At 41.7% G+C, this 21,178-nt stretch carries 19 protein-coding genes; 7 read left to right on the top strand and 12 right to left on the bottom strand.

Annotation, left to right across the window (positions count from 1 at the left end):
* The first annotated feature begins 16 nt into the window (after window positions 1-16).
* Window positions 17-1,603, top strand: coding sequence for a B12-binding domain-containing radical SAM protein (locus tag M5J74_RS13085; RefSeq protein WP_250016916.1), 1,587 nt, complete (start codon window positions 17-19; stop codon window positions 1,601-1,603).
* Between the two features lie 12 nt (window positions 1,604-1,615).
* Here M5J74_RS13085 and M5J74_RS13080 read toward each other — a convergent pair whose 3' ends face one another.
* The 3 genes from M5J74_RS13080 to M5J74_RS13070 all read right to left on the bottom strand — a co-directional run bounded on the left by M5J74_RS13080 (window position 1,616) and on the right by M5J74_RS13070 (window position 2,538).
* Window positions 1,616-2,041 (bottom strand): hypothetical protein, encoded by a 426-nt coding sequence (locus M5J74_RS13080; RefSeq protein ID WP_181245506.1) that lies wholly within the window; start codon window positions 2,039-2,041, stop codon window positions 1,616-1,618.
* A gap of 24 nt (window positions 2,042-2,065) precedes the next feature.
* Window positions 2,066-2,245, bottom strand: coding sequence for an NblA/ycf18 family protein (locus tag M5J74_RS13075; RefSeq protein WP_015154532.1), 180 nt, complete (start codon window positions 2,243-2,245; stop codon window positions 2,066-2,068).
* 113 nt (window positions 2,246-2,358) lie between these two features.
* Window positions 2,359-2,538: a hypothetical protein gene (locus M5J74_RS13070; protein WP_015154531.1), complete on the bottom strand. Its 180-nt coding sequence runs from the start codon at window positions 2,536-2,538 to the stop codon at window positions 2,359-2,361.
* A gap of 425 nt (window positions 2,539-2,963) precedes the next feature.
* On the opposite strand from M5J74_RS13070, the gene M5J74_RS13065 reads away from it, so the two are divergent.
* Window positions 2,964-3,260 carry an RNA-binding protein gene (locus M5J74_RS13065; RefSeq protein WP_015154530.1) on the top strand — a complete coding sequence of 99 codons (297 nt, stop codon included), beginning with the start codon at window positions 2,964-2,966 and terminating at the stop codon, window positions 3,258-3,260.
* Between the two features lie 130 nt (window positions 3,261-3,390).
* On the top strand, window positions 3,391-3,579 hold the full coding sequence (gene rpsU / locus M5J74_RS13060) for a 30S ribosomal protein S21 (RefSeq protein ID WP_015154529.1): 189 nt from the start codon (window positions 3,391-3,393) through the stop codon (window positions 3,577-3,579).
* A gap of 264 nt (window positions 3,580-3,843) precedes the next feature.
* Here rpsU and M5J74_RS13055 read toward each other — a convergent pair whose 3' ends face one another.
* The 6 genes from M5J74_RS13055 to M5J74_RS13030 form a co-directional block, all read right to left on the bottom strand.
* Window positions 3,844-4,578, bottom strand: coding sequence for a DUF1269 domain-containing protein (locus M5J74_RS13055; RefSeq protein WP_250016915.1), 735 nt, complete (start codon window positions 4,576-4,578; stop codon window positions 3,844-3,846).
* A 35-nt stretch (window positions 4,579-4,613) separates the two neighbouring features.
* Window positions 4,614-7,748: an MFS transporter gene (locus M5J74_RS13050; protein WP_250016913.1), complete on the bottom strand. Its 3,135-nt coding sequence runs from the start codon at window positions 7,746-7,748 to the stop codon at window positions 4,614-4,616.
* A gap of 381 nt (window positions 7,749-8,129) precedes the next feature.
* On the bottom strand, window positions 8,130-9,125 hold the full coding sequence (locus tag M5J74_RS13045) for a hypothetical protein (protein ID WP_106217067.1): 996 nt from the start codon (window positions 9,123-9,125) through the stop codon (window positions 8,130-8,132).
* Window positions 9,126-9,158: 33 nt separating this feature from the next.
* Window positions 9,159-9,677, bottom strand: coding sequence for a hypothetical protein (locus M5J74_RS13040; RefSeq protein ID WP_015154525.1), 519 nt, complete (start codon window positions 9,675-9,677; stop codon window positions 9,159-9,161).
* 60 nt (window positions 9,678-9,737) lie between these two features.
* Complete coding sequence (locus tag M5J74_RS13035; RefSeq protein ID WP_015154524.1) at window positions 9,738-10,175, bottom strand: hypothetical protein; 438 nt, start codon at window positions 10,173-10,175, stop codon at window positions 9,738-9,740.
* 299 nt (window positions 10,176-10,474) lie between these two features.
* Window positions 10,475-11,356, bottom strand: a complete 882-nt coding sequence (locus M5J74_RS13030; protein ID WP_250016912.1) for a DUF2382 domain-containing protein — start codon at window positions 11,354-11,356, stop codon at window positions 10,475-10,477.
* 900 nt (window positions 11,357-12,256) lie between these two features.
* On the opposite strand from M5J74_RS13030, the gene M5J74_RS13025 reads away from it, so the two are divergent.
* On the top strand, window positions 12,257-13,732 hold the full coding sequence (locus M5J74_RS13025; protein WP_250016911.1) for a helix-turn-helix transcriptional regulator: 1,476 nt from the start codon (window positions 12,257-12,259) through the stop codon (window positions 13,730-13,732).
* A 54-nt stretch (window positions 13,733-13,786) separates the two neighbouring features.
* On the opposite strand, the gene M5J74_RS13020 is transcribed toward M5J74_RS13025, so the two are convergent.
* Window positions 13,787-14,131: a PadR family transcriptional regulator gene (locus M5J74_RS13020; protein ID WP_015154521.1), complete on the bottom strand. Its 345-nt coding sequence runs from the start codon at window positions 14,129-14,131 to the stop codon at window positions 13,787-13,789.
* 865 nt (window positions 14,132-14,996) lie between these two features.
* On the opposite strand from M5J74_RS13020, the gene M5J74_RS13015 reads away from it, so the two are divergent.
* The 3 genes from M5J74_RS13015 to M5J74_RS13005 all read left to right on the top strand — a co-directional run bounded on the left by M5J74_RS13015 (window position 14,997) and on the right by M5J74_RS13005 (window position 19,218).
* Window positions 14,997-16,166, top strand: coding sequence for a glycosyltransferase (locus M5J74_RS13015; RefSeq protein WP_015154519.1), 1,170 nt, complete (start codon window positions 14,997-14,999; stop codon window positions 16,164-16,166).
* Between the two features lie 86 nt (window positions 16,167-16,252).
* A complete protein-coding gene (locus M5J74_RS13010; RefSeq protein ID WP_250016910.1) occupies window positions 16,253-17,557 on the top strand; it encodes a glycosyltransferase in 1,305 nt (434 codons plus the stop codon).
* 380 nt (window positions 17,558-17,937) lie between these two features.
* Complete coding sequence (locus M5J74_RS13005; protein ID WP_250016908.1) at window positions 17,938-19,218, top strand: tetratricopeptide repeat protein; 1,281 nt, start codon at window positions 17,938-17,940, stop codon at window positions 19,216-19,218.
* A gap of 13 nt (window positions 19,219-19,231) precedes the next feature.
* Here M5J74_RS13005 and M5J74_RS13000 read toward each other — a convergent pair whose 3' ends face one another.
* The gene (locus M5J74_RS13000; protein ID WP_250016907.1) at window positions 19,232-20,311 is read right to left on the bottom strand and encodes a glycosyltransferase; all 1,080 of its coding nucleotides are present in this window, start codon (window positions 20,309-20,311) and stop codon (window positions 19,232-19,234) included.
* Window positions 20,312-20,318: 7 nt separating this feature from the next.
* Window positions 20,319-21,167 (bottom strand): glycosyltransferase family 2 protein, encoded by an 849-nt coding sequence (locus tag M5J74_RS12995; RefSeq protein ID WP_015154515.1) that lies wholly within the window; start codon window positions 21,165-21,167, stop codon window positions 20,319-20,321.
* Window positions 21,168-21,178: the final 11 nt, after the last annotated feature.

The following is a 21,178-nucleotide window of genomic DNA, read 5'->3' as shown; positions in this document are numbered from 1 at the left end:
CAAGGAAACTTCGTATATGAAGGCACTCTTGCTCTACCCTTGTTTTCCCCAGTCTTTCTGGTCTTACGATCGCTGTATGGAAATGGCTGGACTCAAAGCAGTCATTCCGCCATTGGGAATTATTACAGTTGCAGCAATGCTGCCAAAGGATTGGGAAATTAGGTTTTATGACCGTAATGTAAACCAGGAAACAGATGGCGATTGGCAGTGGTGCGACATGGTTATTCTTTCTGCCATGCTGGTTCAGAAACCGGACTTCCACGCCCTGATTCAAAAAGCTGTACGGTTGGGCAAGAAGGTGGCAGTGGGGGGACCATATCCAACTTCAGTTCCTCAAGATGCCCTCGCCTCTGGAGCGCATTATTTGGTACTGGATGAAGGCGAGCTAACTATCCCGCAATTTCTAGAAGCACTTTCCCAAGGTCAACAACAAGGAATATTTCGCGCTACCGAGAAGCCTGACGTTACCACTAGCCCGATTCCCCGCTTCGATCTGCTCCAGCGAGATGCCTACTTCATGATGGCAATTCAGTTTTCTCGCGGCTGCCCCTTCAACTGCGAATTCTGTGACATTATCACGCTTTATGGTCGTAAACCGCGCACTAAGGAACCAAGTCAGACCTTAGCAGAGTTGCAAAATCTCTACGACTTAGGCTGGCGGGGGTCGCTTTTCATCGTTGACGACAATTTTATTGGGAATCAGCGCAATGTCAAACGGTTCCTACGAGAATTGATTCCTTGGATGAAGGAACGCAGCTATCCCTTCACATTCATCACTGAAGCCTCGGTTAACCTAGCAGAGGATGATGAACTGCTACAACTCATGCAAGAAGCAGGGTTCTACGCCGTCTTTCTTGGTATCGAAACTCCAGATACTGATAGCCTGCAAACCACTCGCAAGTTGCAAAATACCCGTAACCCGCTAATAGAAGCCTGTCGCAAGATTAATCAGGCAGGATTATTGATTTACGCAGGTTTTATCCTGGGCTTTGACGGAGAACGCTCGGGCGCTGGAGAACGAATTCAAGCATTTGTGGAACAAACTAGTATTCCTCAACCGATGCTGGGAATTTTGCAAGCCTTGCCTAATACTGCCCTTTGGAATCGGCTGAAAGCAGAACAGCGTTTATTAGAGGGCATCGGTATCACCCCAGTCGGGGATCAAAACACGTTGATGAATTTCATCCCCACTCGACCAGTTGCTGAAATTGCTAGAGAGTATGTAGAAGGCTTCTGGACGTTGTACGAACCCGCAAACTATCTCAAGCGCTGTTTTGAGCAATGCCTTAACATTGTTCCCCCTACTGGAAGAAGACAGAGTATGTACTTTGCTCCAGGCAAAGGGCTGCGGCTATTAGCACGGTTGATCTGGCATCAGGGCTGGCGACGAGCTGAAATTCGGGCGCAATTTTGGCGACAGTTGTGGGTAATCGTGCGTACCAAACCTCAAGTTCTGAATATGTATCTGGGGCTGTGTGCGGCTGGAGAGCATTTCTGGGAATACCGCACTTTAGCAAGAGAGCGAATTACCCAGCAACTAGGCTACGACCCACTGACAGAAGCGACGCTACCAGTTAAAGCACTCATGCATGTCAGCACGTGATTTACTAGCAAACTAGGAGTTGGCGGGGATGCGCTCAATTTGGGCGTAGCCGCTGAAAATCAACAGTTTTTCTTGGGTTTCCAATTGGTTGAGTCGGAGCGTGATGCCATCGAGATCGAAGCGATCCAAATCGACCATGCGATCTAAAATTTCTACCAATATGATGCTTAGGGTTTGAGAGATTTCTCGTCGAGATTCTGGTACGCTATCTGCTTCAAACTTCGGTTCGCAAAAAGCAAGGCGGCATCGTCGCTCGATGGTTATGGTTACACTCAGACTAATCGGCACGAGTTCGCCGTTGCTTAGATTGGCATTAGCCCAAATCTGTACCCGATTGTTGGCTAATAGCTGTAGCCGCACAGCTTCAAAAGAGATTGAATTACCACCAGATATATTGGATAAAGCAGGTAGATAGAGGTTTTGGAGGCGCTTTCTCACCAGCTCTGCCCCAAAAGCGCGATCCTAGTCCAGATGCCACTCATGCTTCAGAAATTCCTGGTACATTGTTTTCTGAATTATCATCTGCTTATGCAGCACAATCAAAAATTCCTGGGCTTGTTCGCGGGACATCTGCTGCACTTGGTCGGCAAAGCTTCTGAGGCTAAATTCTTGCTCTATAGATAATTTAATGGGCTGATTCATCGCTGACTCCTGCCCCACTGGGGCGAAAACTAGAAGATAGAGTCTAGCTAGATATCTTTGTCTGAGGTTAGATACCTAGTTCGCTCGCTATTGTCATACTGAGCTAATCGCCACTACAAAGATTTGCTAACTACTGCTTTCTTCGGTCTCTTTCCGGCTTTGAGATCTCCGTTTTGGTTGAAATGCATTTCCAGTGGTTCGCAGGTATAAACGTCAGGCTCCATCAAGAAGCTATCGGCAGTCATACATTCATTCAGGTTGAGGGTATTCCCTTCTTTATCGGTGTAGCGCATGGATGCCCTCGTGTAAGCGTATGTAAATTATTATAACAAAATATTTCTGTCGATCTGCTTGAATATTTCAACGACTAGTCTTGACCGCACTCAATCGGAGTTATCTATCTTTTGACTAGATCCCAACTAGATAAATCAAGAGCAAAGTTCCACAAAACAAAGCATCAAAGGCTTTTGAGCGCATACATCTAGCGATGCCGGAGGGAGCGTCTACACAGCTTGTTAAAATATGGCGAAGGTCTTTTATCACTAACTAAAATGTATTCAATACACCCATTCCAACGCGATCGCTCTCGTGCGAGAGTTCAATAGTGCGCTAGTATAGTGGGTGAGACTAAAATTCGGTTATATCGTTTGTTTTTAACATTAACAGGCTTCTCTCCGAAATCTAAATCTCTACACCTTTTGATTTTGGAGACAATCATATGTCTATATATGTCGGCAATTTATCATACGAGGTAACGCAAGAAGACCTCAGTGCTGCTTTTGCAGAGTACGGTTCTGTAAAGCGGGTGCAACTCCCAACCGATCGCGAAACTGGTCGGATGCGCGGCTTTGCTTTTGTGGAAATGGATACAGATACTGAAGAAACAGCTGCCATTGATGCTCTTGATGGTGCTGAATGGATGGGGCGCAACCTGAAGGTTAATAAGGCAAAGCCTAGAGAAGACAGAAGCTCATTCGGTGGTAATCGCAGAGGTAATTTCTCTAGTCGCTACTAACCTTTAAGACAGATAATTTAACTCTAAGGTTTAAGGGTAGATCGGGAGTCTACCCTTTTTTGCTAACAACTTAATTTCAGGATAAATTGCCCAAATTCTATCCTAACTTACTCAATTGAGAGGAGAATAGATGGCACAAATTATTTTGGGTGAAAATGAAGGAATTGAGTCAGCCTTGCGTCGATTTAAGCGCGAAGTTTCTAAAGCAGGGATTTTTTTAGACATCAAGAAACATCGTCACTTTGAAACGCCAATTGAAAAACATAAACGTAAGGAACTCGCTAAGCATAAGCAGCGGAAAAGACGTTCCCGCTACTAAGCTAGCTGTCTGAAATTTCAGTTTTGATTCATGAACGTGGAGCAGGCTTCTAGCCTGCCGCAGGCTAAAAGCCTACTTTACAAATCATTTAGAACTGCTATAGTTTCCGAGCGAGATATAGCCTTTTTCAATTCGATGAAATACAAGATCTGTAGGGGCGCACAGCTGTGCGCCCCTACGAATGTATCGCCTCATAACGAGAATCGCTATAGTATCGCACTGACAGTATGTCCTTCCACCCATTAGTCAATACTATGCTGGTTCTCAGTGAGTCTCGTCCCGACGATCGACAATAATGACTTCAGGAGCGTCGTCAACACTACTTTCAGTGCGGTAGGTGGGGTTAGCTGTATTGACGTTATCGACAATGCCTTCGGTGCGGTAAGCCGGTCTAGTCGAATTCATCCGCGCTACATCAGTCACAACATCGGTACGGGTAGTGGTCGCATTTGGGTTGTTATATACACCCCATTCTTGAATCCCGCCACCGCCAAGAATTCTGGCTGCGTGGGCGATTTCGTCGTCAGTGCCATCCACAATAACTAAATAATGTCCTCTAGAAACGCGATCGCTGTAAACTTTGGCTCTTTCCTCGGGAATCCCCAAGCCAATTAGTGCGCCTAGCAAACCGCCCGCAGCCGCACCAATCGCACCACCAGCCGCAGTTGTAGCCAGGGCTGTAGCAACTTCGCCCGCTAGCATCACTGGACCAACACCAGGAATTGCTAAAGTGCCTAGTCCGACCAATAAACCAGTCAGTCCGCCTAAAACTCCGCCTGTCACCGCTCCAGTAGCAGCACCTTCATCGGCTTTGTTCCCGACGCGATCGCGATCTTCTACATCTACACCAGCAATATCAGGTTTGCTGTCTGCATCTTGGGCGATGATGGAAACCCGACCCATCCCAAAACCAGAATGCTTTAATTCATTCAGGGCGCGTTCCGCATCTTTACGCCGCTCAAATGTGCCTACTGCTCGTCTGTGGTAGCCTAAAGTCATTTTTTTGCTCCAATTTCAAAATTCCAGTGGAAACTTTAAAACAATCCACCGATCCCGTTCACGGCTAACGCTCCGGCGATCGCAGATGCGACAAGAGAAGTCAAAGCCGTACCAAACAACCACCAAGCTGCACCAGATGCGGCTTTTTTGGTTTCTACTGCTGTTGCCTGTGCTTGTTGTTTCAAAGCTTCCAGCCGTTTTTGCGTTTCTTGCTGAATGCGTTCGGCTTGATGCAGCACTCGATCGCGCGTACCTTCAATTTGACCCACAATCCGCTCGGCATCGGCTGGGGAAATATCTTCGCGAGAACTCAACACGGCGATTAGTGTGTCGCGATCGAATTGGCTCAAGCGATTGCGTAGAGCATCAAATCCCGCTTGCGGATCGTCAAACAAGGTGGTGAAGTCTTGCTGAATTCCCTCGTAGTTGAGTTCGGGACGCTCTAGCGAGTTGAGGTAGCTGCGAATGCGATCGAAAACTGAGTCGATAACAGACTGTACGCTACGCTGAATTTTCTCAATTTGCTCGGCAACAGAGTTACGTACAGTCAGGATGCGATCGACAATTTGATTTGCTTCTTCTTCCGAAATATCTTCTCTTTGAGACAGTAAAGCCACAATCGTCGAACGATCGAAGTGCGAGAGGCGATCGCCCAAACTACCCAATCCAGCACGAGGATCGTTAAGCAATAGTTGCAAGTCGCGCTTAATGCTATCGGGATTGAGTTCTTCTTTATTCGTATTCCGCAAGTAACCTTCTAAAGTTGTCTCAAAATCGATCGCCTGCTGTTGGACGCGGCTTGCCAAACGGCGTGGTGCTTGCACAATGCTGTTAATTGCTTCTTCTACAGAGTCGATTGCTCGATTGACTTGTTCTTCACTCAAGTCTTGCCGTTGCGACAGTAGTTTCACCAAGGTTTCCCGATCGACGTGAGACAAGCGATCGCGTAATGCTATGGCTCCCTCTTGAGGATCTTCCAATACTTTACGTAAATCCTGCTGGATGCCTTCAGGATTGAGTTCTTCTAGGTTGGTGTTACGCAGATATTCAGAAATCGCCGTTGTCGTTTTGTCGTATTGCTCTTTGGCCTTGCCTGTGAGCTGTTGCGGTGCTTGTAAGATATTATCGCGGACTGATTCTAAGCGATCGAGAGTTTGATTTATTTGCTCCTCGCTCAAATCTTGACGTTGCGATAGTAATGCTACTAACGTTTCGCGATCGAACTGCGATAATCTTGAGCGTAATACAGAAATTCCCACTTGCGGATCTTCTAGCAAGGTGCGGAAATCGCGCTCGATGCCTTCAGGGTTGAGTTCTTCTTTATTAGTATTGCGAAGATACTCTTCTACTTTCTGCCTTACTTCTGCTGCTTTAGCTTGCGCCTGTTCTTGCAATTCTTTGGCTTTGTTGACAACGCGATCGCGAGTGCTTTCGAGTTGACCGACAATATTATTTGCTTCCTCTTCGCTAATATCCTGGCGTTGTTTGAGCAGTTGAGTCAAAGTATCGCGGTCAAATTGCGATAGGCGATCGCTGAGTGTTTCCACACCCGCTTCTGGATCTTCTAGAAGAGTTTGGAAGTCGCGCTCAATCCCTTCGGGATTTAGTTCTTCCTTACCAGTCGAACGCAGATAATTTTCTACACGGCTACGCAGGTCTTGTGATTGCGCTTGTGACGCACCAGCAGAAACCGTAGCTAAAATCTCGGTGCGGATCTCTTCTAATTGCTGGGCAACTTCTTGGACTTTGTTCTCAAGTAGATCGCCGCGTTGATTCAGTTTTTGTGTGAAATAATCTTTATCTAGCTGCTCTAGCTCTTGTTTAACTTTACCTGGATCTGCTTGCGCATCGTAGATAACGTCTCTAAATTCTTGCTTAATCGTTTCGCGGTTGAGATGCCACGGGTAAGATTTCAGCAGATAATCATCTACATCGCTGCGGATGGCGCTGTTTGGCTGTGCTGGTAGTTTTTGCGCTTGCTGTTGCACCTGCTGTTTAAATTGCTGTAACTGACCGGAAATCTTGTCTCGGTCTACTTCTGGCAACTTATCGATGAATTTTTGCAGTTGACCAGAAATATTTTCCACATCAATTCCAGCCAGATTGGTTCTTTCGAGTACTGCGGTGGTGAGGGCGCTGACACCTAGTTGCACAGCTCGATTCCCCCAACCGTTGCTTTGCTTTTCATTCGATTGGGTGCTTTGTACCAATTGTTCCAGTTGTTCGCTGAGTTCGCTGGAATTGAGTTGTTCGGGAGAAGCTTCTTTAATAAATTGACTTAATTGAGCTTGCGGATCTACTTCGCCTGTACCGATCGTTTGCTGCCAAACGCCTTGCAACTGGTCTACAATCCGATTCACATCTTGTTTGGATAAATCCGTGCGATCGCTGACTAAATCTGCAAATGTCTCGCGGTTAATGTTACGTAATACGTCGCTATCAGCCACAGATTTTAGATCGGAGTTTTTGAGGATATTTTCAAACTGACCGCGAATTTCGTCTAAATTCAGTTGCGGTAGTTGTAAATTTCCCAAAGACTTTTGTAGAGTCTTACCGATCGCGTCTGGGTCGAGTCCTGTAGTGAATTCTTGCCGAACTGCGGCGGCGATCGCTTCAGCTGTATCCACAGCTTGATTCTTGGCTACATTAGCGCCTAAAGCTGCGGTTGCTGTCCCTACCAGTCCTTGAAAGCCAGAGGTAGCAGTGCTAACTAAAGAACCGATCAGCGAACCAACTGTAGTTGAGCCTAACCACAACAGGATAGAAAAATAGGTAGACCAAATAACTACCCCAATAATTGCCCCTAATACCGCACTGCTGACTAAACTAAGTTTCACAGCTAAAAAACTGGCAACGAATAGAGCCACGCCGCCAGTTGTTAAAGCCAAAAGACCTACTGCGGTCGAGATTTTACGGACTGTGCTACCTAAATTATCTGTATCGTCGGCATCTCCCCCGCCTAACGCGGAAATACCTAAAGCGACTGTAAAGTTAGTTAACAGGAGTTGGAAAGCAAATGCCATCACTACACCCGCAAACAATGCCACTAAGAATTGTGGACCCGAAAAGACTGCGGCAGCTTCTTCGGGAGTGAGAATTTCTTCTGTGATAATTTGTGCTAGCCAATAGTTATTGAAACCATGCCCTGCTATTTCTGCAATTTCCCACATATGACTACCTCGTTTGAATTCGGCGCACGCTCATACTGCTACATCTGAGGCAATATATTTCCCAAGCTAACTGATAGCTTATTTAGCCGTTTATACCGCAAGTTATGTATTTTTGACTTCTCTCGTTGTGTATCTAAACTGATAGAAATATTTTCAGAAATATTTTCCTGAAATCAGATATAGCAGTTCTAAATGATTTGTACAGTAGGCTTCTAGCCTGCGGCGGGCTAGGAGCCTGCTCCACGTTCATGAATCAAATAGGATTGCTATATTACAGCAGCAGAAGAATTGTTAAATCTCTGATGATTTCTGGTCGATTGTTCAGAATTTATCGGAATGCTATGCGAGCTTTCCTATCCAATCATCAGCAAGCAGAACCGATTAGAAGTGGTAGGAAATGCCAATAGTCAGCACGGGATAGATCTTGAAGTCGCTCAAATCGTCTTCGATATCGTCTTCTTCCTGTTCGATCGCATCTTCTAATAACGAACCTACAACTGGTAGTTGTAACGCTGGTCCTGCTATTGGTCCTGATGCAATCAGATCGACTTCTGGCGCACCCCCGAATAAAACGCCTAAATCAATCGAAAAACTGAAGGCGCGATCGCGTTTGACTGGATTACCGTAACCAATGCCAACGTAAGGAGAAATTGTGTTAGGAAATGTCAGTTCTCCTTCTAGCTGACCCACGGCTGAAGCAGGAAACTCTACACCTCCAATATCCAAAGTTGCAGTTGAGCGGGCGGTTGCGTCAACTTTGTTGTTGTTGTAGAATAAACCGCCTGTAATCCTAAAGTCACTTCTTTTCGACGGATACCAGTCTAAAAGTGCCGAAACACTGAATAGCTGCACGTCAGCATCGTAGTCAATATCGCTTTGCTCGGTGTCAATCCCAAAATCAAAGTAATTCACTCCCAAGCGACCGTTAAAATTAGGAGAAATAGCCCCAACTCCTTCTAACCCAAATCCTAAAGTACCAGCTTTACCTGTGAGTGCAAAGCCACTTCGCGGCTGCTTTTCGGTTAAAGTTTCTCTCAGCTTCTCTTTTGGCTTCTGACGTTGCTCCGGTGGCTGGTAATCAGCACAACGAGAATTGTAGGGATACGAGCGACAGAAAGTATCGATGTCAACTTCTCGCTGCGCCAGTCGTAGCTCCTGGGTAGATTCGTCCTGCGGTTGCAGATCGGCGGCAGCGTAAGATATGTCTTCGTTTTGAGCCGTGCTACTCGTTAGGGCTACCGCCTCTTTCTCGGTTGAATCCTTAAGCCTCTGTTCCTCAGCCAGAAGTTGTTGGGGTAGCACCCCCACACCAAAAAAAGCGATCGCTACACCCAAACTCAACTGGCTGAATTTGGATAAATCTGCACTCCCGGACATACTTCACTCCTTCACACCTAAACACTTTTTCTCTTACTTACGACCACCCAACCATTTAGCCGCGATCGCACCCAATGCAGCACCGACCATTGGATTGCTGAGGAATTTCACGAACGCAGGTTGTTCCGCTAATACCTCTTGAAAAATATCGGGATGGTTGTGATAAGCAAATGCAGCTAATTTACTTACATCGTCGGCATTCATCCGGCTGGCGTGATGAGTTGATAGCCCCAATTGCTTTTCTAAATCGCGATCGTGCAGTCCTCTTTTACCTAAGTGCTTGAAGAAAGCCCGCGCCACATCATCTCTTTCATTTGGTTTAATCTGGGCGATCGCTTTTTGCAATTCCGGTTCCATCTGATTTGTGGGAATTCGGTCTGGGTGGAAAGAGCGACCGAATAAGCGGCGACGTTCTTCGTGAGATGAGCGTTGAGCAAAATCGTCAAAATTTTCGTAATCTTGCTCTAAATTTGTGGGAGCGTCAAGGTTTTCTACATTACCTTGAGCGAGATCGTTCATGACTTCTTTTCTGTATTTGTCGCTACTACTCATTTTTTTCTCCTTGTTACAACCGCCATTTGCATTCATAGTCAATGACAAATGACCAACGACCTACTTGTATTCAATCTGGTTAGTTTGAGTGTCGTACTTAGCTGTCAAAATTAGCTTTTTATCCGGTGCGTACATCAACACAGTCAAATCTTGGTTGGGGAAATTGCGGCGAAAACCTTGAGCTAGAGATTTTGCTAATGGCTTAACTTCGTTTGGGCGAACTTCAGGTGAGATGACAACACCTAATTTATTGTTGTCGCGCACATAGGCATCTTTAACCATTCCCCTAGCCGTTTGCACGACCCAACTACCAAAATCTTGTCCGGCTTGAGTATTTCCTCTTGCTATTTGCGAGTAATCTGCACTCCGGCTAGCTGTTGGTAGCATTGTTGTTGGCTGTTTGGCTTGAACTGCACTGCTACAGGCTGTAGTTGTAGTCACAAATAATACTAAGAGCAGCACAGTCGCAATTTTCCGAAACTTTTTAATCAAACTCATTTCTACCTCCTACAATTTACAAATGAATAGAACAGTTATCAGTTGTCAGTAGACCTCCTGCGTGAATACTTGAATTGTCATCCACACGCGAAGCGAAACATCTGGGAGATTCTTCACTACACTGCGTTGCGTACCCTTCGGGAAGGCTTCGCCAACAGAATGACATCCATGATTTTTTGATTCATGCAGGAGGTCTAGTAAAAAGCAGTCAGGAATCAGAAGTTAGAATTAACCGATCGCTAGTCACTGATAACTGGTCACTGATAACTGGTCACTGATAACTGGTCACTGATAACTGGTTACTGGTCACTGATAACTGGACGACCATCAGTATCGATATCTAATTCTTCCCTGCGAATCGTTTCTTGTGCTTCCACAGTTTCCTGTTCTACGACCTTCTTGACTCTGATTTCTTCTCTAACGAAGGCTTCTTTATGAATATCTGGAACTTCTTCATACACTTCTACACGGGCAACTTCACCCTCATGGAAGTCAACTTCACCAGGTGCAACAGCCCTACCTGCATCGGGTGGGGTAATTCTTTCAATCACGACCCGCTCTTTTTCTATTGGAACTGAAACTCGTTCTGTCTCAGTTTCAACGTGCTTGCCGATCGCAACTTCTCCAGTTTTGCGGCGCTGTTTGCTGGCAATCAACCGCTCTTCATAAAGTTTAATGGTGCGATCGCTATGAGTGCTTGTATCGTATAAATCTCTGTCATGCTCGTAAGTGTAAGTATCGCGGTTATAGCTAGTTGGCGTAGCAGTACCCATCATCGCAGCAGTAGATGCCGAGTCTAGAGGTGCTGATGCATCTAAAGAAGCTTCTGTACGATAAACTTCTCTTACCCGTTCTTCGTAATCGTAGTCTGCTGTCATGCCTTCTGTATATTCGGGTAAGCGATCCGCTTGCTCTCTAGTCAAACCGTTGGCATAGACGCGATGAGCGTTGCGATCGATCCGAGCGCGACCAACTGGCAGTAGTACTTTTTTACCAAAAATCCAGAATCCTACGTCGATAACAAAATACCGAAAATTACCTTGTTCGTCTACTAAAATATCTTTTACTGTACCAAACTTTTCCCCATCTCCTTCACCGTAAACATCCATACCTTTGATGTCGTTTCCTTCAAAGGTACGCTGATAATCTGTATCGAAATCGCTAATGCTTAGTAATGGCATAATTTTCTTCTCCGCTTAGAAATAATTCATGATTAACAGTCACCCAATATTAAGCCATCAAAATTACATTCTTTTCACCTATCCACAGAATCAAAGTTTGAACTTTTCACTACTCATACAGATAGATGTTTGACTTTTTTATGGCGAGTAATCTCTGTTTTAATTGAGTAACATTCCTTAAAGTTTACTGGCTGCAAGGTTTTTTATTACTTCATTTCCAATGATTTTACTTTGAAGCTATCTCTAAAACCGTAGATTTAGAAAAATATCTTATTCGCTCGATTCAATAGCCCTTACATTTTTAGCTCAAGCTAAAAATGTAAGATTTTAATGTAAGTATTTTAAATCTAAGCCCTATAACGAAAAAGTGTGACTTGTTTCTAGCAAAAGTGTGACTTGTTTCTAGCAAAAGTGTGACTAAGTGCTATAGCAACCCTATTTGATTCATAAACGTGGAGCAGGCTAGAAGCCTACTTTACAAATCATTTAGCACTGCTATGGTAGTAAATGTAAAGTTGTAAGATTCTTGCTCACTAAGATTTTGATGCTGTTTAAAGCAAATTGATTCAACCTGTTTTGGAAAAAGTGAGACGATACTAGTACTTTAGAACTACACTAAATCCAATCGGCTCAAATCTGCTGATGAAGACGGCACTTATGCGATCGCCTACTTTTAGTAGTACTACTTTTAGAATATGCCTTTTGATAGATCGGATTTACTCGTACACTTCCCTTAGTTAGCATTCCTGTCATTAATACTTCAATAAACTCCGCAAGGTCTACCAAATTAGGTAGGAAAATATCGTTGAATCCGAGATATGTTTGTATGGAGATGCGATAATTCGCGTTTTCAGCAAGAGCAAAAAATACGATAAATGCGATCGGTATACCAAGCAAGAAATGAAATTACCAGAATTACTGCGTAATCGGCTTGGAAGTCTGCTTCAACTGGCAGTACAAACAGTTATTCTTCGGCGAAATGACACAAGCAAGACCGAAGTAGACCGCGAAGAAACGATCGCTACAGAATCAACTACCACATCACCTCAGACAAGTAAATTGGGGACTGTCAAAAAGATTCTTCTGAAGTCTAGGCAGCTGAAATCTCCAACCAAACCATTCAAGAAAGCTTCTCTGTTTCCAGATGGCAAGACGAATCTTGCCGCTTTGTCACTCTTGTTGCATGGCGTGGCAGAAGTGTTATCTCAAAAGCGCGATCTACCCTGGAAGACCGAAACCCAAAACAATTTGAGCTATGAAAAAGCAACTGATGCCAATAAAGGCACGATCTCTTACTATGTCACTGACAATTTAGAAAACTTGTCTCCTGACACCATATCTGAGTCAGCAGCTTTAGCTGTCATAGATCGATTCGATCCTAGAGCAGGCGCTATTCATCTAATTTATTGCGCCGCTGCTGCAAATCTGCATAATCCGTGGCAAAGTGAGTTTCTATTAGATGATAAACAACTGCTGGAATACAGCGGATTAATCAAACGTAGAGATTTATGCAGACATGAGCAACTGACAATTCTGTATGACCTGGTACGACAGCCGGCACAGATATTAGCTCACGTAGTTTGGGAAAAACAAGGCAAGGTAGGAGCCTTTACCGTAGCCGATTTAAAAATCTGGAATGTCAATGTTGCAAGAGATTTTGAGACAGATAAGGCAGGCAATCCGAAGCTGACAGGTTTAAAAGTCATCGTTCAACCTGGATTGTGGGCGAAGTACTTTTTAAATAAGTCTGAGTACTATTACTATACGGGAGTTATTACCAAGAAAACAGTACAAACGCTGTTTAGCATTGGTAAGCAAAATGCTGGTGCAGCTCGAATGCTAATTTGGCTGATTTTTCAAGTCAAGCCAGGATGCCGCGATGTCTTTTCCGGCAAATCTCTGATGCAAATTGCGTATGGTATGGCTAAAATTGCGCTAGCAGAGCAAGATCGGCAACTACGACGGCAACTAGCTGATGATTTGGCGACTGACTTGAAAGTAATTGAAGCGGCTGGATGGCGAGTCGAGGTAGAAACTGGTCCTGCGTGGTTGTTAAATAACGATGGTGCGAAAAGACCAATTGGCTTCTGGAGCCAGCTTTTAGATACTACATGGCGATTCGATTTACCAGAAGCAGCGTTGACAGAGATTGCCAAATCGCCAAACCAGCTTAGAGGCGTGGAACGTCCCAAACAACAGCCGCCATCTGGTGCTGCGATTAGAGAAGCTAGAAAAGCTAAAGGCTGGTCGAGGGCTTTCTTTGCCGCAACAATGGGGAAAAGTATATCTTGGGTTGATGCGATCGAAACCGAGCATCGCCAAGTATCTCAAAAGGATCTGCCTAAATTACTCGAAAAATTGGAGATGAAATCGTAGAAGCGATCGCCCAGCTATCCCGCGGCAGAGGCGTTCTGCTCCTAAAAGGCTGACTTATTTATATTTGGTGATGCTATCGCTCCATAATTTTGCTAGCTTTCGTGCTTCATCTTGCCATTGGTGATTGAGCCGAAACATTCGTCGGGGACGACCGCGACCCTCTAGTTTTTGCCAGTACCCCGCGATCGCTCCTTCATCTTCGAGAAATTTCAGCGCTGCATACAACACGGTATCGGAGAGGCGATAGCGAGACTCTTCACGTTCGAGCTTTTGAATCAATCCAGAGCCATAAGATTCACCCTCAAGCAAGACCGACAGGATATAACAAACTGCTTGCTCTTGGCAAAGATAAATCTCTGGAGGATTGGCAAAATATTGATAAATATCTTCAAGCTGCATTAAAGGTTAAGGAATTGTAATAAAACAAGATTGACAATTGGGTGCGAGCATCCATTTTGATTTGAAGCCGCAAAGTTTCAAGCACTAACAACGGTGCTAGTCACAAAAATTCCACTGAATTTAGCAAGCGCATGGGGACGAGTATCTCTAGGAGATCGAGCAGTGCTAGCACCAGTAAACCGTAGTTCACAAAGCGGAATAGTAAGATGGAGCCTATTCCTTGTCTTGTGTTTGATGTTTGCGTTTTGCATATTTGTAAAGACAATTTCGCTCCTTGTCCTGAACTTTTCTGTAACTTTTATGTATTGACAAAAACTGACTTATAACTGAACATGATGATAAAGCAGAAATATAATTATTAAATTTATGGTATTAAAAAACATTATTCGGTAGGGTTTCGTTTGACTAATTTAACTATCAAGACTAAATTATTAATACAAGTAAAGTAGCGCTATGGGCGTTATAGATCGTGGCGTTATGGATTGTGAGAGAAGACACTAAGAGTGCACTTAAGCAACACCAGTCAGAGTCTGAAATATTTATCGTGCAAAAAAGTACATACTGTTAGTTAAGTCGGAAGTTTCATTAGACAGTATGAAAGCCTGGATAATATGTTGCAATTTACAAAGTAGCAATTCGAGTTTTTCATGATATTTAATTTCTATTAAGCTACGTCTTTCATCCCTGCATAGATGCAATTGTTGAAATACAGCTTGCACTAACAAAATTATTACAAAAGTTGGCTCATTTTTTTCACTATTTAAAGTGAGACATTTCAACGTTTCAAGCAAAAATAAAACACGGTACTTAAAAAATAGTTTCATGTATTTTCGCCAATAGTTCAATTCTCAAAAATATTACTTCAATGCTAGCACCCATCAATCAAGCCAAGGTTTTGCTCTGTGGCAATATTTCTCGCGTAGATCGTCGTTCTCAAGCTCTCATCGAGTTTCTATCTAGTTCCAAAAATTATTTTGTTTCTCAATTATGTCCTAGTTTTTATTATATAAACTTAAGTATGCAAAGCTCGTTAATTGAAAAAGTATTAACTAAGTTTTACTGGATTGAACTTTTAATAAAAGCTGCGTTTACGGATGTAATTTACTTATTACCAATGAATACTATTTTCATCAAAAGTACCATCTTTGCAGCAAAGCTTTTTAGGAAAAAAGTCATAGTTGAAATGTATATCTCGCTTTACGATACTGAAGTGAGGGACAGAAAAAGAGTTGGTGATGGAAGCAAACTCGCTAAATCATATATTGAAAAAGATATACTAGCGTTAAAGAAATCAGACTATCTCATCCATAGCTCTAATCAAGAGTTAACTTACTGGGAACAGATTCTGAATACTGATATTGACAGAAAAAAAGTTTATATAGCTCCTCTGTGTAATGTTTCTTGTTTGCTCCCCAACAGAAGCTGGATGCAAGATGGTAAATTAAATATTTGTTGGTGGGGAACATTTATTCCTTTACATGGATTGGATAACATATTACAAGCAATAAGAATTTTGCGAGAAAGAAACTTGCATTTTACTTGTAACTTCTTTGGTATAGACAATAAAGCTTTTTACGATTATGTAGAAAAAGTTCGGTCATATCATCTTGAATCTATAGTTTTTCTAAGGAAAGACTTAAACTTTATTAATGGTTCCTTACCTCAATATCTAGTTAATTATTGCGATCTAGCATTAGGTATTTTTGGTAATACAGATAAGGCGTATCATGCTCTTCCTAATAAGTTGATTGAAGCCCTCTCATTAGGATTACCTACATTAACCATGAATTCTCCGGCTTTGAGAGAGTTTTTTAATCCAGAAACAGAGCTATGGACCTGCGAAAACACACCTGAGTCGATTGCTGAATCAATTTTGTCGATCGCTAGCGGTTCGGCTTATTCTGTAGACTGGAAGCAAACTCGTGAAAAAGTATTGGAGACATTCAGTCTTGCTCGATACACAGAGGTTGTGTCTGAAGTTTTAGCAAAAGCAACTAACAATCTTCCAAAAAAAGAAGTGACTCGATTTAACTAGTGTTTTTGCGATCGCAAATATTATATATACTAGTGCTATCAAAGCGAAAGGTTAAGCATGAAAATACGAGTAATAGTATATGGGTTTTGCATGTACTAATCATTGGCATCATCAAAAAACTACCTATCAAAAAAAGTAAAATGGAAACGCTAAAATCTCTAATTTATGTATCTAAAGGAAACCTACCATCAAAAATGGCTCACTCAATTCAAACTACTAAAATGGCGCAGGCTTTTTCTCAAAAAGTTGAAAATTTTGAATTGGTTACTAGCGGAGATATTTTTTCAGTTTTAAAAGGCATAGACTCAGAATTTCAAGCTTGGTATGGTTTGCATCATAAATTTAAACTAGTTCGCCTACCGCTGCATATTAAGATCGAGTATCCTTTTCCCCAAAATTATGAAAATTTTATCTTTTATAAACTAGCTATTTTATACACTTGTTTTAAAGCTCCTTGCTTAATTTATACTCGTTCGTTTCCTGTGGTTGAAATTTTGCTAAGAATGTGTATACCTGTGCTTTGGGAATGGCACGAACCAGTTTCAGAAAAACTTAGTTATACATGCAAAAAGTTATTCAATAACAAGAACTTACTTGGTGTTGTTACCACATTACCTCAACTTGCAGAGAACTATTTAAATCATGGTTTGCTTCCTGAAAAAACATTGGTAGCTCCTAATGCCGTAGACATTAAAAATTTTCTTCCTTATCAAACTAAATCTTTAGCCCGCCAAAAGTTATCTTTACAACAAGACAGTCAAATTATCTTATATTCAGGGCATTTGTACGATTATAAAGGAATACCAACAATTTTGAAAACTGCTAGTCTGATGCCAGAATGTGAATTTGTTTTAGTAGGAGGATGGATTGATGATATCAACCGGGTAAAAGCAACTTGTCAACAGATGAATTTACAAAACATACAATTTTTCGGTCACGTACCACAATCTGAGCTAGCATTATATCTATATGCCGCAGACATTCTAATTCTTCCTACCAGTAAGTATTGGGAACTGGCTGAAGCTACTTGTCCGTTGAAGTTATTTGATTATATGGTTGCTAAGAGACCAATTGTCGCTTCAGCTTTACCGACTATAGCAACAGTATTGCGACATAGAGAAAATGCACTATTGGCAGAACCTGACGAACCACTCTCATTCAAATTAGCAATAGAGACTCTATTGAATAATCCTTTATTAGCTAAGACTATTGCTGACTGTGCTTTTCAAGAAGTACATAATTTTACTTGGGATGGACGAGCGGAGCGAGTTTTGCAGTTTGCAACTGAAAGGCTACAGAAAGCTAATAAAAGTGATATTAGTTACATGAGAAATGTACTTAAATACATCACGTTGCAGACTATTTCACCTCATAAGTTAGTAAAGCTATAACTTTTGCCACTTACAGGATTAAGCTTTGCTGCGATCGCATAGCTAATAGGAATTTGACAGACTTATCCAATATACCACTACAAACGAAACTGAAACAAACGTCTTTTATTTTCTAAGATTGTTAGAGCGCACTCTGAGTGACTTCTCTTAACAACTTGTAGATTGTGTAGTGCTAAATCACCTCTATATAATAGAAATTTGACACTTAGATTTGTGTCATACCAATATGTTCTCTTGATAGATAAAGTTTGTCTATACAGAAAAGTTCAGGAATACTATCATTTCCGTCGGATGTAATACATATATTGTTCTTAGAAAAAGACAACTCCGATCTATGAGTCAAAGTATTCACACATCCAGTCGAAGTATCCAAGTAAATTATGGTAAAAAAAATTCAAGCTTGGCAGTACAAGCAATATGGTTTACATGCGTTATTTGAAGGTAATGTTAAAACAGCACTTTTATATTTTAACAAAGCTCTTAAGCTCGATCCGACTTTAGTAGAAGTTATATACAATCGAGGCAACCTTTATAGTATTTTAAAAATGTCAGATAAAGCAATCTCTGACTACGATCTAGCGATAAAACTCGATCCGCAACACTATAAAGCTTATATTTGCCGAGGAATAACTTACCTAGAGCAAAAGCAGAATGCTGAAGCTGCTATTGCTGATTTTACTAAAGCAATTGAGGTTGACTCAAATAAAATTCAAGCGCATGTTAATCGAGCAAATGCTTATAGCTACTTAAATGATTATAGTGCGGCACTAAAAGACCTTTCTACGGCTATTCATATTGCACCCGATCGCAGTGATAGCTATTTGAATCGAGGCTATATATGGGTGAGAACTGGAGATTATCATGCTGCGGTGGCTGATTTCTCTCAAGCGATCGCGCTTAACCCTAATTTTGCTATTGCTTATTTGAATCGAGGTAATGCTCGCAAAAAATTAGCTCAAACGCAAGCAGCATTAGATGATTATGCAGCCGTAATTCATCTCGATAAAACTAATTCTAAAAATGTTGTTACTGCCTATGTATATCGCGGAGAGATTTTAGAATCTCTTGGAGAATTAGCCGCAGCTTTTTCTGAATACGATCGCGCCATCGAGTTGTGTCCTGACGAGCATTTTCTGCAACATAAGCGCGGGGCGTTGCTATGTCAATTCGGACAACTATCATCTGCTTTAGAACATTATAATATAGCGATATCACTAGATCGCAAGTGCATGTACTGTTATGCAGATAGAGCTTGGGTGAGAAAAAATCTAGGTGATATTTCAGGAGCGATCGCTGATTGGAGTCAGGTAATTGAACAAAATCCAGAAAATGTTTTGGCTTATATAGAAAGAGGAGAACTTTACTTTCAAAGTCATCAGTTGAAAGCAGCAAAAGCTGATTACACAAAAGCAATTATTCTCGAACCTGACGAACCACACTTTTATGTTGTAAGAGCTGAAGTGAATTTATCATTAAATTATCTAGTAGCAGCGTTGAAAGATTGCGATCGCGCTATAGAAATTGCTCCCGATTTTGCCCGAGCCAACTTTATTAGAACTTTAGTTAAGCTACGTTCTAAGAAAATGGGAACTGCTGTCAGCAATGCCAATCGCTCTGCTACCTTATTAAAAACAGAAGGCGATTTAGAAAAATTAAAGTAAAGCTAAAAAAGCTTTACCTTATCATTATGCGGATCAAATCGAACCATTCTTCAAAATTGTCACTCACCACTAATTTTTTCCTCCGATCTACAATTCCTTCAGCACCTACAGCAGTAGCAATAACTGGCAAGCCAGCTTCTAGCATTTCTAGGGTTTTTAGTTTAATCCCACCTCCCTTAAATAGAGGAACTATTCCAATTTCAGCTTTTTCAAAAAACTCAGTTGGATCTTCAACAAATCCTGTAACTATAATCTGTTTACAAGCAAGTGCCAAAACTTTTTGAGAGGGACTAGAGCCAACTATGTAAAGTTTGAAATCTCGATCGTGTTGAACCAACTTCTTAAAACACTGCTCGACAAAGGTAAGAATTGCTTGTTCGTTCTCTGGTCTTCCTATAGCTCCCCAGAACAAGAGACTTTTTTTCTCTATCTTTTCTAAGCAACGCTGCACTCGATACACAAAACAACTAGCTTGGTGAGGCTTGATAGTAATCCTTTCACTGGGTATAGAAAATAAAGAAGTTAAAAGGTCGCGATCTTTGGTAGATGATACCCATAACTCACCGACACGCGAGTATAGTTGCCGTTCGTAATGGAAAGTTCTAGCTACTTCAATACCATAGAAAAAATTACTGACAGACTGTCTCAAAAAAACTTGAGTCCACACATCTCTTAAACTAATTACAGTTTTCGTTTTAGTATGATTAATATACTTCTCAATTGCTTCAAAGTATATAGCAGCATGAGAACATTCAAAATGAATTGTATCATAAATATTAGTTGCGAGAAGTTTTTGAATTTTTCTCTCAACTGTATTAATAAGACGAGAAGCAAACTTCACGGGAACTTGATAATGAGTTAAGCAACTAGCAATTTTGTCGAACTGATGGAGAGGATATGTATAGAGGTTACTACCAAATTTTGCAACTAAATCTTTGGCAGCGTCCACCTCAACTTTGTTAGCTATAACCACTATATCAACGACTTCATTAGCAACAGCATATTCTGAAAGATGCGTAAAGGCAATCCTTTGTCCAGCTTGTGGATATTGGTTAGTGGGAGCCTGGGCAGAAATAAACAAAATTCTTGACATAGAAAAACTACCATTTACCATAAGTATCCGACACTGGCTTTCCAAGATATCTACTTAGAAAAGACTTCAGCTTTCTAGCTAGTGGAGGCTTAAGAAAATACCTAGTTGGGAGTGCAAATAACTCATTGAAAACCCAGGCTCCATATACTTTCCATCGCTGAAGCTCCATCTCTCTAGAAAATTGGTTAGAATGGCTACAGCTAATCTTCCAGCACTCCCGAATTAATTTAAGTCTATCAAAGGGTATGGCAGAAGAACTCATTCCACTTAATGAATAAGAGGCAAGTGGCGTACTCACATAATGAAAATTTACGCCAGATACAAATAAGCGAAGAATCAAATCGTAATCTGCGGCGATCGGGTATTCTAAGTTATATAAGCCTACAAGGTTATATGCTGACTTTGTAATAAAGCAAGATGGATGGTTGAGCGTAAATCTAAATAAAAGTTTATCTAGATCGCCAGGAACAAAAGTAGCAACATATTCTCCTTTATAGTAATTTGTTATAGGTGAATAGAGGACAGAAATGTTGTGATTTTGACAAAATTCTTGCTCGACTGTTGCGATCGCATTATCGTGATACCAATCATCAGAGTTAATTATGCCTATAACATCACCTGTTGAATGGTTTATTCCCTTATTCATGGCATCATAAGGACCACGATCTGGTTCTGAAATAAACAAATTTATCTGGTCTGCATACTTGTTTATGATTTGAATAGTACCATCAGTCGAACCACCATCAATTACAATATATTCTAAGGGAAAGTTTCTTTTTTGAGAAATCACACTCAGAATCGTTTTTTCAATTGTTGTTACAGAATTGAAAACTGGAGTAACAATAGATATTTTCATACAAGTGCTAT

Origin of the sequence: Chroococcidiopsis sp. CCNUC1 (assembly GCF_023546805.1) — a bacterium.
Taxonomy (GTDB): domain Bacteria; phylum Cyanobacteriota; class Cyanobacteriia; order Cyanobacteriales; family Chroococcidiopsidaceae; genus Chroococcidiopsis; species Chroococcidiopsis thermalis.
This window is presented reverse-complemented; position numbering and strand designations above follow the sequence as displayed.

Bases quoted from the DNA above. Each gene is read 5' to 3' on its own strand.
- M5J74_RS13015 (WP_015154519.1), top strand. From the start codon at position 14,997: ATGCTAGCACCCATCAATCAAGCCAAGGTTTTGCTCTGTGGCAATATT.
- M5J74_RS13025 (WP_250016911.1), top strand. From the start codon at position 12,257: ATGAAATTACCAGAATTACTGCGTAATCGGCTTGGAAGTCTGCTTCAA.
- M5J74_RS12995 (WP_015154515.1), bottom strand. From the start codon at position 21,167: ATGAAAATATCTATTGTTACTCCAGTTTTCAATTCTGTAACAACAATT.
- M5J74_RS13075 (WP_015154532.1), bottom strand. From the start codon at position 2,245: ATGAATCAGCCCATTAAATTATCTATAGAGCAAGAATTTAGCCTCAGA.
- M5J74_RS13040 (WP_015154525.1), bottom strand. From the start codon at position 9,677: ATGAGTAGTAGCGACAAATACAGAAAAGAAGTCATGAACGATCTCGCT.
- M5J74_RS13085 (WP_250016916.1), top strand. From the start codon at position 17: ATGAAGGCACTCTTGCTCTACCCTTGTTTTCCCCAGTCTTTCTGGTCT.
- M5J74_RS13070 (WP_015154531.1), bottom strand. From the start codon at position 2,538: ATGCGCTACACCGATAAAGAAGGGAATACCCTCAACCTGAATGAATGT.
- M5J74_RS13000 (WP_250016907.1), bottom strand. From the start codon at position 20,311: ATGTCAAGAATTTTGTTTATTTCTGCCCAGGCTCCCACTAACCAATAT.
- M5J74_RS13020 (WP_015154521.1), bottom strand. From the start codon at position 14,131: ATGCAGCTTGAAGATATTTATCAATATTTTGCCAATCCTCCAGAGATT.
- rpsU (WP_015154529.1), top strand. From the start codon at position 3,391: ATGGCACAAATTATTTTGGGTGAAAATGAAGGAATTGAGTCAGCCTTG.
- M5J74_RS13035 (WP_015154524.1), bottom strand. From the start codon at position 10,175: ATGAGTTTGATTAAAAAGTTTCGGAAAATTGCGACTGTGCTGCTCTTA.
- M5J74_RS13065 (WP_015154530.1), top strand. From the start codon at position 2,964: ATGTCTATATATGTCGGCAATTTATCATACGAGGTAACGCAAGAAGAC.
- M5J74_RS13045 (WP_106217067.1), bottom strand. From the start codon at position 9,125: ATGTCCGGGAGTGCAGATTTATCCAAATTCAGCCAGTTGAGTTTGGGT.
- M5J74_RS13050 (WP_250016913.1), bottom strand. From the start codon at position 7,748: ATGTGGGAAATTGCAGAAATAGCAGGGCATGGTTTCAATAACTATTGG.
- M5J74_RS13005 (WP_250016908.1), top strand. From the start codon at position 17,938: ATGGTAAAAAAAATTCAAGCTTGGCAGTACAAGCAATATGGTTTACAT.
- M5J74_RS13030 (WP_250016912.1), bottom strand. From the start codon at position 11,356: ATGCCATTACTAAGCATTAGCGATTTCGATACAGATTATCAGCGTACC.
- M5J74_RS13055 (WP_250016915.1), bottom strand. From the start codon at position 4,578: ATGACTTTAGGCTACCACAGACGAGCAGTAGGCACATTTGAGCGGCGT.